Source organism: Erythrobacter sp. NAP1 (assembly GCF_000152865.1).
In the GTDB taxonomy this organism is placed as follows: domain Bacteria; phylum Pseudomonadota; class Alphaproteobacteria; order Sphingomonadales; family Sphingomonadaceae; genus Erythrobacter.
The window spans coordinates 2,521,980-2,535,364 of sequence record NZ_CH672390.1 but is presented as its reverse complement, the minus strand read 5'-3'; the positions used below and the strand labels follow the sequence as shown (position 1 = coordinate 2,535,364).

The window sequence follows — 13,385 nt, the reverse complement described above, 5'->3', positions numbered from 1 at the left end:
GATGCGAATCCCAGAATCTTAAATCTCGGTCGGTTCCCAGAATCTGCCCGCGACGCTCGTCAACCCAGTGAGCGCTCGTAAGGAATCCTGCTCCAACCATCCGCGTGCAGCGCCCGTTCCAAAAGGCACCACAACGCAGCCGAGTTTGCATCGATCTTGTCCCCAACCTCGATACAAGCTCCCCGCGCTTTAACGGTCAACACCTATGCAATCAAACGAATTTACGGTTCAGCGGTGATTCACTGGCGGCTGCGTCCAATGTGGTCTAGCCCGAAAAAATGTGATGCCGCGAAACAGGATTTGACCATGAGACGGCGCGTTAACGCGATTTTAACCAATGAATTCCGCAGGTTGCTTTTGATGCCGCTCGCTGCAACAGCGATTGCGCTGGGCTCAGCACCGGCATCTGCACAGCAAACTGTCCCATCTCCGGTCACCGCTGCCGAAGCGGCGACCTATGCCGACCTCGTCGATCTGGCCGAGCGGAGCGATCTTGTCATCCGCGCCGAGATTCGCCGGCAGATCGAAGTGGAGCCTGAGCGCGCGCCCGGTCTCGCCCCCGGATTCGCGCGTCTTTATATAGAAGCGCGCACGCAGGCCCTGCTTGCCGGAACCAGCCCGCTGGGCGAATCTCTGGTCTATCTCGTGGACGTCCCCTTGAATGAGCGCGGCAAGCCGGAAAAGCTCAAGGACAAGGTCATGCTGCTGTTCGCCGATGCGGTTCCGGGCCGTCCCGGCTCGATCCAGCTCACCGGAAAGAATGCGCAGCTCGATTATTCGCCCGAGCTTGAGGCGCGTTTGCGTCCGATCCTGACTTCGCTCGTAGCTAACGATCGCCCGCCGCTAATTACCGGCATTCGCGATGCGCTTGCGGTGCGTGGGACGCTTGCCGGAGAATCGGAGACGCAGATCTTCTTGTCGACCGACAGCCGCTCGCCGGTGTCGATCACGGTCCTGCGCCGTCCGGGTCAGCGCCCGGCCTGGGGCGTTTCCTGGGGCGAGATCATCGATTCGAGCGCCCGCGCGCCCCAGCCGCGCACTCTGCGCTGGTATCGCATGGCCTGCGCGCTGCCACAGCGCCTGCCTTCGGCTGCAAACCTTGCGCGCGATCCTGAAGAGCGCCGGCTGGCCGAGGCGGATTACGCCTTCGTGATGCAGGAACTGGGCCCGTGTGCGCGGGCGATTACCGAGGCCACCTGAACCTCGCTCTTAAAGCGGGGATTCGATTTGCCGCTTGACGCATGAGGCGCTGATTGCCAGCGCTGCATCCCGCTTATATTGCATCGCACAACGAAACTTCCGGCCCAAAGGAACCTGCGCTTGGCTACCAACGCGTCCACTTCATCGCCTCTGCGCATCGCCATCGCCGGGCTCGGCACGGTTGGCGTCGGGGTCATCCGGCTGCTCGGCACCAACCGCGACCTGATCGCCGCACGCGCTGGCCGTGCGATCGAAGTCGTCGCGGTGAGCGCGCGCGAACGGCACAAGGATCGCGGCGTAGAAACCGGCTCCTATGCCTGGGAAGATGACATGACGGCGCTTGGCGCGCGCGATGATGTCGATGTGGTGGTCGAGCTTGTCGGCGGATCGGACGGGCCCGCGCTCGCCTTGTCGCGCGCGGCGCTCAAAGGCGGCAAGGGGCTGGTCACCGCGAACAAGGCGATGGTCGCGCATCATGGGCTTGAGCTTGCCGAGGCTGCCGAAGCTGCGGGCGCGCCGCTCAAATTCGAAGCAGCTGTAGCCGGCGGGATTCCGGTGGTGAAAGGCCTTCGCGAAGGCACCAGCGCCAACGCGCTCACCAAGGTCTACGGCATCCTCAACGGGACCTGCAATTACATCTTGTCCGAGATGGAAGAGACCGGCGCGGATTTCGCCGAAACGCTCTCCGAAGCGCAGGCGCTGGGTTATGCCGAGGCCGACCCGACCTTCGATATCGAGGGGATCGACGCCGCCCACAAGCTCGCAATTCTTGCAGCGATCGGGTTTGGCGCAAAGGTTGATTTCGCCAGCGTCGCCACCACCGGCATCGTCCAGGTGCGCGCTGCCGATATTGCGCAGGCCGATGCGCTCGGCTTCGTCATCCGCCTGATCGCAGAGGCCGATGTGCAGGACGAAGACGGTACGCCCAAGCTGCTACAGCGCGTGCGCCCGTGCCTTGTCGCCAAGGGCCACCCCTTGAGCTCGGTCGATGGGCCCACCAATGCGGTTGTCGCAGAAGGCAATTTTTCAGGCCGCCTGCTGTTTCAGGGCGCGGGCGCCGGCGATGGACCGACTGCGAGCGCGGTGGTTGCCGACCTTATCGACATTGCGCGCTCTGAAGTGGGCGCACCATTCTCGATGCCAGTCGATCAGCTGCAGGCGCTCGGCCCCGCACAGCCCGGCCACCGCACAGAGCGAACCTATCTGCGCTTCACCGTCAAGGACCGCCCTGGCGTGCTCGCAGAGATCACAGCCGCGATGCGCGACGCCGATGTCTCGATCGAGAGCCTGATCCAGCAGGGGCGCGAGCATGGCGGCGGCGAAGTGCTGGTCGCGATGGTCACGCATGAAGGGCCTGAAGCGAACGTCACCGAGGCGCTCGCGCTGCTCGAAGGATCGGAAAGCCTGACCGGCGAGCCGCTGGTTCTGCCTATCCTGCCGGCCTAGCGTCGCCCTCGTCGCGCGACGGTTCATAGCGCGAGGGTGGAAGGCCCAGCTCCCGTTCCAGCATTGCGCGCGCCTCTTCGGAAGGCTCGCCATCCTCGCCAATCGGATCGAGCCCGCGGGCGATGCGTTCGGCATCGCTGCCTGCGGGCGGCGCAGGTAATGCCTCAATATCGACCATCACCGGATGCGGGCCGGGGCAGGGCGGAATGAAGCAGCCGGTGAAAACAATCGTCACGCCTGAACCGGCGAAGGGATGCTGCGTGTTGTCGACGTCAGGCGCCTGCGGGTCGTTGATATAGGCGCTCTTGCGCGCATAACGGTCGGCCCAGGCCTCTGCCGAGCCTGAATACCAGTTGCCCGGATCATCCCCGCGCTGGCGGCACACGATGATGTCGCCTGAGATTGCGCTCGCATCCACCTCTTCCTCGCACTCACTGACATCGGCTTCCGATGGAGCAGGCGCGGCGACGGACTGAGGCGTGAGGTCGATCCGCTGCGGCGGGGCACGCGGCTCGCTCAGCGTCTCGTCATCGAGAGGGATCGGCACCCGTTCCTGTGCGACAACGGGATAGGCGCCAAGGTAGGCCAGGCCCAGTCCAGCTAGAAGGCTGAACCGGACATGCCTCACTCGGGAACCGGCGGCGCTTCGAGGCCGAGCGCGCGGCGGCGTGCCGCGATTTCTTCAGGCGTGGGGTCAGGATCGCGGCCAAGCGGCGGAAGGCCGCGCGCGATCCGGTCAGCGTCCGAACCTTCGGGCGCTTCGGGCAGGGCCTCGACATCGATCATGAGCGCCGCTTCGGGCGGGCAGGGCGGAATGACGCACAACCCGCTGACCGTTGCAGGTCCGCTGAAGATGCCGCCGCCCGCGACATTGACGGGTTGCTCACCCTGCGTGCGCTGGGCGTAGCGTTGTTCCCATTCTTCCTTGTTCCACGAACCATCGGTGGCCTCGCCAAGCTGGCGGCACACCACGATCTCGCCCGCGATCCGGCCTGCATCGGCCTCTTCCTCGCAGTCTTCTTCAAGGAGGCGGTCCGATTCCTCGCGCGGGACCGTCACCGACAGGTCTAGCCGAAGCGGGCGGGGCGCGCGGCGCGGGGTCGCGGCGCTATCGGGCGCGGCGTCTTCGGCATCAGCCTCGGGCTCAGTTTCGGCTTCCTGTGTCACCGGTTGGTCATTCTGCGCGGCCACAGGAGCGGCAAGCGCGATGCCCAATCCTGCTGCAACCCCGAAAAGGGTCGATTTTCGGGGAAGGCGGGCGGCATTGCTCGACAAATGCGGCTCCTCCTGTCTAAGCGCATTGCGTTTCGAAGCTGAGCCGATGACAAGGCGCAAGAGGACTGAATTTCGCATGAACACCCCTACTGACACAGATGTGCTGGCGGCAAAAGAGCCTGAAGATTCAAACGCGATCGACCGTGTTTTGGTCCTGGAGATGGTTCGCGTGACCGAGGCCGCTGCGGTCGCCGCAGCGCAGCTGATCGGACGCGGGGACGAGAAGGCCGCTGATGCCGCTGCGGTAGAAGCGATGCGCCGCGCTTTCGACACGCTTTACATGGATGGCACCGTCGTAATCGGCGAAGGCGAACGCGACGAAGCGCCGATGCTCTATATCGGCGAGAAGGTCGGCATGGGCGCAGATGGCGGCAAGGCTCCGAAGATCGACATCGCGCTCGACCCGCTCGAAGGCACCACTATCACCGCCAAGGCTGGCCCCAACGCGCTTGCCGTTCTGGCAGCAGCGGAGAAGGGCGACCTTCTCAATGCGCCCGACGTCTACATGGACAAGCTCGCGGTTGGCCCCGGCCTTCCTGCCGACGTGATCGACCTTGCGAAGTCTCCGACCGAGAACGTGCAAGCAGTTGCGGCAGCCAAGGGCGTCGAGCCAAGCGCGATCAATGTCTGCGTCCTCGACCGCCCGCGCCATGCCGACCTCATCGCAGAGCTACGCGCGCTCGGTTGCGGCGTTTACCTGATCGGCGATGGCGACGTTGCAGGCGTGATCGCCGTGACCGATCAGGACACCGGGATCGACATGTATATGGGTCAGGGCGGAGCACCCGAAGGCGTGTTGGCCGCTGCCGCGCTTCGCTGTGTCGGCGGACAGTTCAATGGCCGCCTCGTCTTCCGCAACGACGATGAAAAGGCGCGCGCGAAGAAGTGGGGCATCGAGGACCTGGGTCGCATCTACAAGCTCGACGATCTTGCGAAAGGCGATTGCATCTTTGCAGCCACCGGCGTGACCGACGGCTCACTGCTGGACGGCGTGAAGAAGCGCCGCAAGTCAACGGGCGCAACGATCATGACCACCGAAAGCGTCGTGATGCGCGCATCCTCAGGCACGGTAAGGTGGATCAAGGGCGAGCACCGCATCACTCCGCACCGGAGTTGAGCCAAGGCAATATGCAATCGCAACAGTCCTCGCACCCGCAGCAAATCACGTGCGCTGGATCAAGGGCGAGCACCGCATCACTCCGCACCGGAGTTGAGCCAAGGCAATAAGCTATCGCAACGGCCCTCGCACCCGCAGCAAATCACGTGCGCTGGATCAAGGGCGAGCACCGCATCACTCCGCACCGGAGTTGAGGGGCGGCTCGCCGCTAAACCATTGCTGACCCAGCCAAAACGCGCAGGCTGACCTTTGAACAAGGGGGCAAGCATGCTTTGGCTTTTTGGACCGGTTATCCTCACGGCGGCGAGCGCGCAGGGCGCCGCTTCCGGCGATGCTCCCATCCCGCCCACCGAGCCCGAAGTGCTGGGCGTTGGAACGGTCTCGCAAGAGGGTCGCTACGAGTTCTGCTCGACCATGTCGCGCGACCGGCGCACGATCACTATCGGGATCGAGCATGGCGAGTGGCAGTCGATGGAGGCGTGGCGCTGGGAAGACGGCGAGTGGACGGGGCCTCAGCATATTCTCGGCACGCCCGAATACACCGCGCAGGACCCCTATCTCAGCGAGGACGAGGCGCGGCTCTATTTCATTACGCGGGTGCGCGGCGATGCAGATATCGGCTACCTGACCCGCGACGAGGCTGGCGATTGGGCGGACCCGGTCCTGCTCGATGCGCCCATCAATGGGCCGGGCAATGACTACTTCGTCTCGATCACGCGTGCAGGCGAGGCCTACTGGTCATCCGATCGCGCCAATGACGAGGGCGGTTACGATATCTATTCGGCCAGTCTTGAGGGTGCGAGCGATAGCGAGGCCACCCGCCTTCCATCGCCCGTCAACACCCGCGCCTATGAAGGAGATCCTTATATCGACCCGGAAGGTCGCTACCTGATCTTCGCCTCAAGCCGCCGCCGGGGGCTGGGGCGGGGCGATCTCTACCTATCCCTGCCCGACGGAGAGGGCGGCTGGTCCTATCCGATCGCATTCGATGAGCGGGTAAACACGCCGGGCCATGAGCTGTGCCCGCTGGTAACGCTCGACGGATCGGCGCTGCTTTTCACAAGCAATGAGGACATTCGGTGGGTGTCGACAACCATCATCGACGAGATGATTGCCGAGCACTCCGAAGCGTCGGCTGAACGCTAGCGCGGCTGCTCGTCCCACTCGGCCTCTCTGGCACGATCACGTCCATACTCGATCAGGCAGCGCATGAAGCGGCGGTGAAATTCGACCGGGTCGTCCTGTGCATCGTCGATGCTGCGCCATTCCTCGCAGGTCTTGGGGCCCTGATCTTCGAAATCGGGGATCGAATAGCGGCGATGCGGATCGCTCAGATCCTGATTGCGGATGCGCGCAAAGAAGAACGGCAGGTTCTGGTTGCGAGCGCGCTCGCGGGCGCGGTCAACCGAAAGCCGCCTGATCTGGTTTTCGAACAATTCAAGCGTGCGCACAGCAAGGTCCAGCACCTCCCAGTCCTTGCGCTGGCCGAACAAGGCCCGCTCGGGCGTGCAGTCGTCTGGATTGACCTTCTGACACTCTTCGCGCGAATCCCCCGACGCGTTGAGGATCAGGTAAAGCGCGTGGCGGTCCCCCGTGCGGACAGGCACATTCACAGGAGAAGGGCGCAACACTTCGCTGAAGCGGTCGTCGAAGACGGCGTAGCGCACGCCGCCGTCAATATACATGCGGTTGTCGATGAAGGACGGGCGCGCGCCCGGCGGGACAATCGATGAGGCGACGAGCGCTTCGATGTAGCAGTCCTTGTGACGATCGCGATCGGCCTTGGTTTTGGCCTCCGCATAGTCGAACGCGATCTTGGTCATGTCGAATGCTACGGCGACGCCGAGGTCGACATCGGTCGCGCCGGCGAGCAGGTAGGAGCGGTTATCGGGATCGCGGTAACGGTCCGCCACCTCTCTCAGGACCTCGTCGGTCATGATCTCGTCCAGCCGATCGCGCAGCGGGATGAGGTCCGAGATCGCACCTTTGGTCAGCAGTTTGTAGATCGCCTTGGGGCTGAACCCGTCATCGACATCCGAGCCATCGACATAGGTGACGAGCAGGCGGCCCTCATCATCAATCGTGTAGCCGTTTACGGAAATCTCCGGCCGCCCGATGAAAGCGCCGGTCGATTGCAGCGCTCCGGTGCTTATTCCGGTGACGAGCCTGAAATTCGGCATCGTGCCGCTCTTGTGCCAGCCATCGAGAAAGCCGACCCCGAACGCCCCGTTCTGGCTGCCGCCCGACAGGAGCAGCATGTTTCCGGGATTTTCTGCGATGACACTGCTGAGGGGCCGTTCGCCCGGCAAGGATGTCTCGAGCGAATAGCGCGTTATATTGCACAGCTTGTCTTGCGGCGTGAACTTCGGCGTGTGCGAGCATGCGCCGAGGAAAATCAGCGCGAGGAATGCGACCCAAAAAGACTTCATGAAACGACCCCCATTTGCGTAACGCCCTTGGACTGACACCAAAAAAGCGCGGATGCAAACAGGAGCGCGGCAAACACGCATTAGGGCAATCTGACGACAACGCGGACGCATGTGTTGCAATTGCATGACGCTTGGCTAGGCGTGGCGGGACAGCAGCACACCTCGTCGGGGATTCGCATTCATGAAAATCATGTCGGGCAACTCGAACCTGCCGCTTGCGCGCGCGATTGCGGCCTATCTCGAAATCCCGCTGACCGATGCGAGCGTTCGCCGGTTTGCCGACGAAGAGATCTTCGTCGAAATCCATGAAAACGTGCGCGGCGAAGACGTCTTCCTCGTCCAGCCGACCGGCTATCCGGCGAACGACAATCTCATGGAATTGCTGATCTGCATCGACGCGCTACGGCGCGCGTCGGCCAAGCGGATTACCGCGGTGATTCCTTATTTCGGCTATGCCCGGCAGGACCGGAAGCCCGGCCCGCGCACGCCGATCTCGGCAAAGCTCGTGGCCAACCTCATCACCGAAGCTGGCGCAGACCGCGTGCTCGCGGTGGACCTGCACGCAGGGCAGATCCAGGGCTTCTTCGATATCCCGACCGATAACCTCTACGCAGCGCCCGTCATGGCCGCCGATATTCAGGCGCGTTATGGCGACCAGGACCTGATGGTGGTGTCGCCCGACGTCGGCGGCGTGGTGCGCGCCCGTGCGCTTGCCAAGCGGCTCGACAACGCTCCGCTCGCCATCGTCGACAAGCGCCGCGACCGTCCCGGCGAGAGCGAGGTCATGAACATCATCGGCGACGTCGAGGGGCGGCACTGCATCATGATCGACGACATCGTCGATTCGGGCGGGACGCTGTGCAACGCAGCCGACGCGCTGCTTGAGGGCGGAGCGAAGTCGGTTGCCGCCTACATCACCCACGGTGTCCTTTCGGGCGGCGCGGTGGCGCGCATCGACGGGTCGCAGCTGAAGGAACTGGTGATCTCCGATTCGATCCGCCCGACCGAAGCGGCCGAAGCATCCGAGAAGATCCGCATCCTCACGATGGCCCCACTGGTAGGCGAAGCGATCCGCCGGATTGCGGACGAGAGCAGCGTTTCCAGCCTGTTTGACTGATGGGATCGGTCGCAACGCGACCGCAAGGCCGACCGGCCGCCCGCAGCGACGCGATCTTTGATCGCATGAGCGAGGAAGTCGCGCGCCCGGATGGGCGTGCGCAAGAACAATAGTGTTTGATCCCATCGAAGTTCGCGAACTCCTCATTGGCGCTGCCCGCGCAGGAAACGCGCTGACCTATTCGCAGATGCTCCGCCTGCTCGGCTACCGCTTCACGCGGCCCAAGATGCGTGCGCTGTGCAAGGTGCTCGACTCGATCGATCAGGACGGACGCGTGGCGGGGGAGCCTGACCTTGCGGTTCTCGTAGTGCGCCAGTCCGACGGGCTTCCCGGCCAAGGCTGGTTCGTCGCCCGCTCGCATCTGGCAGAGACTATGAAAGGCACATGGCCGCTCGACTGGGAAGGCGCGGATGCGAAGGCCTATGTCAAATTGCACCAAGAACAGGCTTTCGAATATTGGCGGGAAAGGTAGAGGGGAGCGCATGACTCCAGCCGATCTCCAACTCGCCAACCGCCTCGCCGATGCTGCAGGCGCAGCTATCCGTCCCTTGTTCCGCGGCGAATGGGCCGAAGAGCGTAAGGAGGACCGCTCCTTCGTCACCGAGGCCGATCGCGCAGCCGAAGCCGCGATGCGCCAGATCATCGAGGCGGAGCGCTCAGAAGACGGCATTATCGGCGAGGAATACGGCACCCGCAACGAAGGCGCAGGGCGCCAATGGGTGCTCGACCCGATCGACGGCACGACCAGCTTCATCGCCGGTCGCCCGATCTTCGGCACGCTGATCGCACTCCTTCAGGACGGCTGGCCCGTCCTCGGTGTCATCGACCAGCCGATTGCGAAAGAGCGCTGGGTCGGGCGGATCGGGGAAGGCACGACCTTCAATGGCAAGCCTGCCAAGGTTCGCCCCTGCAAGGACTTCTCCGACGCGGTGCTCGGCACCACCACTCCGCACCAGTTCGCAGGCGACGATGTCGATGCTTTCATGGGCGTCGCCAAGGCGGTCGCCGAGCGCAAGATCATCTATGGCGGGGACTGCTACAACTACGGACTCGTCGCATCGGGCCATGTCGATGTCGTGATCGAAGCAGGCCTCAAAATCCACGACTTCGCCGCGCTCGTCCCCGTGGTCGAAGGCGCTGGCGGCACGATGAGCGACTGGCAGGGCAACCCGCTCGATGCGGGCAGCGACGGGCGCGTGATCGCACTTGGGGACCCAGCACGGCTTGAGGACGTTCTTGAAGCGATGGGGTGATCCGCCCCGCTGCCATTCGAGGACACGCATGCCACATATGACGACCAGCGGTATCACCGACTGGACCCCCGACGAACTTCCCGATCTCACCGACAAGCGCTTCCTCATAACCGGAGGCAATTCCGGGATCGGCTTCGAAGCTGCGAAGATCCTTGCGAGCAAGAACGGCGATGTCGTGATCGCGTGCCGCAGCGAGGAGAAGGGCAAGCAGGCGCTCGCCAAGCTGGTGAACGAGGGGGAGGGGCGCTGCGAGCTGCTGCGAATGGACCTTGCCGACATGTCCTCGATCCGCGCAGCGGCGGACGAGGCGAAGGACCGGTTCGGGGCGATCTGGGGCCTCGTCAACAATGCAGGCGTGATGCAGACGCCCAAGTTCAAGACCAAGGACGGGTTCGAGCTGCAGCTTGGCACCAATCACCTTGGCCATTTCCTCTGGACCGCGCTGATGATGGATCAGGTCGACGGGCGCGGCGGGCGTGTGGTCACGGTCGCCAGCATCGCGCACAAATTCGGGCGGATCGATTTCGACAATCTGATGATGGAGCGCGGCTATGACCGCAGCCGCGCTTACCTGCGCTCCAAACTTGCAAACCTGCTGTTTGCGATGGAGCTTCACCGCAGGCTCGATGCGGCGGGCTCGAAGGTGAAGTCTGTCGCCTGCCACCCCGGCTATTCCTCGACGCCGCTCCTCAGCAAGACGCAAAACCCGCTCTCGCGCATCGTCAATGGCGTTAGCTCGGCGGTCTTCGCGCAATCGCCGGTGCGCGGTTCATGGCCCACGGCTCTCGCAGCAGCAGATGACCGCGCGGAAAGCGGAGGCTATTATGGCCCCACCGGCTTTTTCGATGCGCGCGGCCCTGTCGGCGACAGCGACGTGGAGGCGCGCGCTCTCGACGAAACCGTCGCCAAGCGGCTGTGGGGCGTGAGCGAGGAACTTGTCGGGGAGACCTTTTCGATATGAGCAGCGAACAACCCGCGACCCTGTTCTTCTACGGCGTTTTGCAGGACGGGCTTGGTCCCGGCGGACAGGACTGGCCGTTTCTGAAAGGTCTGGGCCTTGGTGCGAAGGCGAGCGTGCATGGTTCATTGTTCGCGATCCCTGACGAGAACGGCTGGTATCCTGCACTCATCCCCACGCAGGCGCGGCTTTCGTCGGTTGTGCAGGGCACGATCCACGATGCAAGCGGGGTGGATATCGCGGCAATCGATGCGTTCGAAGGGCCCAACTACACTCGCCAGCCGATGCCGGTCGATGGCTGGGACGGATATGGCGAGACACACGCCGACACATATGTCTGGACCGCCGAGCTGCCCGAAGGTGCCGAAGTGATCGTGAGCGGCGATTTCAAACTGTGGCTTGAGACGACGGGGCGTAAACCCTTCAGCGGGTGAGCGTTCGCAGCGTTTTCCTACAGCGCTGCGGGCCGCTATGTTCGCTCGCGCTCTTTCCCATCGTCGGCCAGCCTTCAGCTTACACAAACGGGGTGACACTTGATGAGCGCGAAGGTGACACTTTTGGCACTCTAGGTGACGGTTCTCGCCCTAAGGTGACGGTTTCACAGCACCAGAGTGACAGGTGAGTAGTTTTGGCCCTGGACCGTGTAACATGCGGTCCACTTCTTGCCTGCAGGACCCCCTCACAACGCTTGCAATCCTGCGCCAAAACGCTAAATGGCGCGTCTTCAACGACACGAATCAAGCGACCGGCCTGGCTGAAAGGGCTGCCAGGGCTGGTTTGACGTGTCTCTGATCAAAGGAGATGAAAATGCCCAAGCTTAAGACCAAGAGCGGTGTGAAGAAACGCTTCAAGATCACCGCCAACGGCAAGGTCAAGCACGGTGTTGCTGGTAAGCGCCACCGACTGATCAGCCACAATGCGAAGTACATCCGCCAGAACCGCGGCACCACTGTCCTGTCCGAACACGACACGAAGACGGTGAAGAAATGGGCCCCTTACGGGCTCGACTGATCGCGATCTAAGGAGAAACTGATATGCCTCGCATCAAACGCGGCGTTACCACGCGCGCCAAGCACAAGCGTCTGCTCGATCAAGCCAAGGGCTATCGCGGTCGTCGCAAGAACACCATCCGCATCGCTCGTCAGGCCGTCGAAAAGGCCGGCCAGTACGCCTACCGCGATCGCCGCATCAAGAAGCGCAACTTCCGCGCTCTGTGGATCCAGCGCATCAACGCGGCGGTCCGCGCTGAAGGCCTGACCTACTCGCAGTTCATGCACGGCGTGAAGCTTGCCGGGATCGAGCTCGACCGCAAGGTCATGGCCGACCTCGCCATGAACGAAGAAGCGGCGTTCAAGACGATCATCGCTCAGGCGAAGAAAGCACTTCCCGCCTAAGCAGCATTGATCTGCTGACACCCCAAAAAGGGCCCCGGTGCAGGTGATGCACCGGGGCCCTTTTGCGTTGGAAGCAGGCGTTCGGCGCCCGCGTCTTATGCACCGCGCTCTTGTAGCAATGCGCCAGAACGCTTGTAGAAGTTCGTCAATTGGCGCAGACTTCAACTCATGGGGATTGAACAGGACATGCGAACCGGGGCAATCGCCCCCGCAGCCGGGCTGACGGGCCCCCGGCACTCTGTCCGCAGCCAGTTCTTCGCACCGACGAGCGAGTTCGACGGGTGCTTCACCACGTTCTACCACCTTGAACTCGACGTGGCCGATGGCGGCACGGTCGAAGACTACCTGCAGCCCGAATGGGGCAATATCCGGTTCTTCAGCGGCTCACTGCCGAAATCGCAGATCGGAAACACCTCGCTTGAGGGGGCTCGGTTCAACACCACCGGCCCAAGCTCGCTGCCCTGTCACTTCACAGTCGGCACGACGCGCATGTGGGGGATCGGCTTTCTCCCGATGGGCTGGGCGCGTTTCGTCGATGCGGAAGCCTACGACCTTGCCAACACGGTCTTTGAAGGAACCCGGCACCGGGCCTTTCGCAAGTTCGATGAGCTGTCAGGCGTGCTGTGCGATCCCGATGCGACGCTTGAAGAGCAATACGCTCACATCATCGAGGTCATGGGCAGGCTGATGCGGCCCTCGCGCGATGAGGCCAAGATCGTGCGCGTCCATGCAGCCCTTGTCAGCGGAGAGCATTTCGCGGTGGGCGACCTTGCCGACGCCTGCGGGATGAGCATTCGCACCCTCGAACGGGTTTGCCACCGCTACTTTGGCTTCGCACCCAAGCTGCTGATGCGTCGCCAGCGCTTCATGCGCAGCCTCACCAGTTTCATGCTCCATCGCGGGCAGGGTAGCAGTGTACGGTGGACCGAAGCTATGGACGGCGACTATCACGACCAAGCGCAGTTCACGCGCGAGTTCACCGAGTTCATGACGATGACGCCGAGCCAGTATGCGGCGCTCGACAAGCCGGTGCTGACCTCTTTCATGGAAGCCAGGGCCCGCGTCTGGGGAAGCGCAGCGCAGACGCTCGATGAACCCAAACAAGGTGAGGGGACCTAACTCGCACGACGATCCGTGCAGTTTGCGGTTTCCTACCGGGCAAGGCGTCGCTACGTAACAGCTCTTCACAGGTAATG

At 63.1% G+C, this 13,385-nt stretch carries 15 protein-coding genes; 12 read left to right on the top strand and 3 right to left on the bottom strand.

Annotated elements, in window-relative coordinates; all coding sequences use genetic code 11:
- Window positions 1-360: 360 nt before the first annotated feature.
- Together NAP1_RS12095 and NAP1_RS12090 are read left to right on the top strand one after the other, a co-directional pair.
- Complete coding sequence (locus NAP1_RS12095) at window positions 361-1,200, top strand: hypothetical protein (RefSeq protein WP_007165593.1); 840 nt, start codon at window positions 361-363, stop codon at window positions 1,198-1,200.
- Between the two features lie 120 nt (window positions 1,201-1,320).
- Window positions 1,321-2,646: a homoserine dehydrogenase gene (locus tag NAP1_RS12090; protein ID WP_007165592.1), complete on the top strand. Its 1,326-nt coding sequence runs from the start codon at window positions 1,321-1,323 to the stop codon at window positions 2,644-2,646.
- Here NAP1_RS12090 and NAP1_RS12085 read toward each other — a convergent pair.
- Window positions 2,630-3,274 (bottom strand): hypothetical protein, encoded by a 645-nt coding sequence (locus NAP1_RS12085; protein ID WP_007165591.1) that lies wholly within the window; start codon window positions 3,272-3,274, stop codon window positions 2,630-2,632. The genes NAP1_RS12090 and NAP1_RS12085 overlap by 17 nt on opposite strands.
- Window positions 3,271-3,999, bottom strand: coding sequence for a hypothetical protein (locus NAP1_RS16590; protein WP_007165590.1), 729 nt, complete (start codon window positions 3,997-3,999; stop codon window positions 3,271-3,273). Before NAP1_RS16590 ends, NAP1_RS12085 begins: the two co-directional genes overlap by 4 nt.
- On the opposite strand from NAP1_RS16590, the gene glpX reads away from it, so the two are divergent.
- Both glpX and NAP1_RS12070 read left to right on the top strand, forming a co-directional pair.
- Window positions 3,998-5,038 (top strand): class II fructose-bisphosphatase, encoded by a 1,041-nt coding sequence (gene glpX / locus NAP1_RS12075; protein ID WP_007165589.1) that lies wholly within the window; start codon window positions 3,998-4,000, stop codon window positions 5,036-5,038. The genes NAP1_RS16590 and glpX overlap by 2 nt on opposite strands.
- Window positions 5,039-5,305: 267 nt before the next feature.
- Window positions 5,306-6,184 (top strand): PD40 domain-containing protein, encoded by an 879-nt coding sequence (locus NAP1_RS12070; RefSeq protein ID WP_007165588.1) that lies wholly within the window; start codon window positions 5,306-5,308, stop codon window positions 6,182-6,184.
- Here the strand turns inward: NAP1_RS12070 and NAP1_RS12065 are convergent.
- Entirely contained in the window at window positions 6,181-7,467 is a 1,287-nt protein-coding gene (locus NAP1_RS12065) for a patatin-like phospholipase family protein (RefSeq protein ID WP_007165587.1), read from the bottom strand. The genes NAP1_RS12070 and NAP1_RS12065 overlap by 4 nt on opposite strands.
- A 181-nt stretch (window positions 7,468-7,648) precedes the next feature.
- On the opposite strand from NAP1_RS12065, the gene NAP1_RS12060 reads away from it, so the two are divergent.
- The 8 genes from NAP1_RS12060 to NAP1_RS12025 all read left to right on the top strand — a co-directional run bounded on the left by NAP1_RS12060 (window position 7,649) and on the right by NAP1_RS12025 (window position 13,308).
- Window positions 7,649-8,584, top strand: a complete 936-nt coding sequence (locus NAP1_RS12060; RefSeq protein WP_007165586.1) for a ribose-phosphate pyrophosphokinase — start codon at window positions 7,649-7,651, stop codon at window positions 8,582-8,584.
- 112 nt (window positions 8,585-8,696) lie between these two features.
- Entirely contained in the window at window positions 8,697-9,056 is a 360-nt protein-coding gene (locus tag NAP1_RS12055; RefSeq protein WP_007165584.1) for a hypothetical protein, read from the top strand.
- A gap of 10 nt (window positions 9,057-9,066) precedes the next feature.
- Entirely contained in the window at window positions 9,067-9,837 is a 771-nt protein-coding gene (gene hisN, locus NAP1_RS12050) for a histidinol-phosphatase (RefSeq protein WP_007165583.1), read from the top strand.
- Window positions 9,838-9,865: 28 nt separating this feature from the next.
- The gene (locus NAP1_RS12045; protein WP_040464450.1) at window positions 9,866-10,798 is read left to right on the top strand and encodes an oxidoreductase; all 933 of its coding nucleotides are present in this window, start codon (window positions 9,866-9,868) and stop codon (window positions 10,796-10,798) included.
- The gene (locus NAP1_RS16030; protein ID WP_007165581.1) at window positions 10,795-11,229 is read left to right on the top strand and encodes a gamma-glutamylcyclotransferase; all 435 of its coding nucleotides are present in this window, start codon (window positions 10,795-10,797) and stop codon (window positions 11,227-11,229) included. Before NAP1_RS12045 ends, NAP1_RS16030 begins: the two co-directional genes overlap by 4 nt.
- Before the next feature lie 373 nt (window positions 11,230-11,602).
- Window positions 11,603-11,806 carry a 50S ribosomal protein L35 gene (rpmI, locus tag NAP1_RS12035; protein WP_040464994.1) on the top strand — a complete coding sequence of 68 codons (204 nt, stop codon included), beginning with the start codon at window positions 11,603-11,605 and terminating at the stop codon, window positions 11,804-11,806.
- A 23-nt stretch (window positions 11,807-11,829) separates the two neighbouring features.
- Window positions 11,830-12,189 carry a 50S ribosomal protein L20 gene (gene rplT, locus NAP1_RS12030; RefSeq protein ID WP_007165579.1) on the top strand — a complete coding sequence of 120 codons (360 nt, stop codon included), beginning with the start codon at window positions 11,830-11,832 and terminating at the stop codon, window positions 12,187-12,189.
- 186 nt (window positions 12,190-12,375) lie between these two features.
- Window positions 12,376-13,308 carry an AraC family transcriptional regulator gene (locus tag NAP1_RS12025; RefSeq protein ID WP_156777267.1) on the top strand — a complete coding sequence of 311 codons (933 nt, stop codon included), beginning with the start codon at window positions 12,376-12,378 and terminating at the stop codon, window positions 13,306-13,308.
- Window positions 13,309-13,385: the final 77 nt, after the last annotated feature.

Coding starts and splice junctions, on each gene's coding strand:
- NAP1_RS12095 (WP_007165593.1), top strand. CDS start 361: ATGCCGCTCGCTGCAACAGCGATTGCGCTGGGCTCAGCACCGGCATCT.
- glpX (WP_007165589.1), top strand. CDS start 3,998: ATGAACACCCCTACTGACACAGATGTGCTGGCGGCAAAAGAGCCTGAA.
- NAP1_RS16590 (WP_007165590.1), bottom strand. CDS start 3,999: ATGCGAAATTCAGTCCTCTTGCGCCTTGTCATCGGCTCAGCTTCGAAA.
- NAP1_RS12070 (WP_007165588.1), top strand. CDS start 5,306: ATGCTTTGGCTTTTTGGACCGGTTATCCTCACGGCGGCGAGCGCGCAG.
- NAP1_RS12065 (WP_007165587.1), bottom strand. CDS start 7,467: ATGAAGTCTTTTTGGGTCGCATTCCTCGCGCTGATTTTCCTCGGCGCA.
- NAP1_RS12060 (WP_007165586.1), top strand. CDS start 7,649: ATGAAAATCATGTCGGGCAACTCGAACCTGCCGCTTGCGCGCGCGATT.
- hisN (WP_007165583.1), top strand. CDS start 9,067: ATGACTCCAGCCGATCTCCAACTCGCCAACCGCCTCGCCGATGCTGCA.
- NAP1_RS12045 (WP_040464450.1), top strand. CDS start 9,866: ATGCCACATATGACGACCAGCGGTATCACCGACTGGACCCCCGACGAA.
- NAP1_RS16030 (WP_007165581.1), top strand. CDS start 10,795: ATGAGCAGCGAACAACCCGCGACCCTGTTCTTCTACGGCGTTTTGCAG.
- rpmI (WP_040464994.1), top strand. CDS start 11,603: ATGCCCAAGCTTAAGACCAAGAGCGGTGTGAAGAAACGCTTCAAGATC.
- rplT (WP_007165579.1), top strand. CDS start 11,830: ATGCCTCGCATCAAACGCGGCGTTACCACGCGCGCCAAGCACAAGCGT.
- NAP1_RS12025 (WP_156777267.1), top strand. CDS start 12,376: ATGCGAACCGGGGCAATCGCCCCCGCAGCCGGGCTGACGGGCCCCCGG.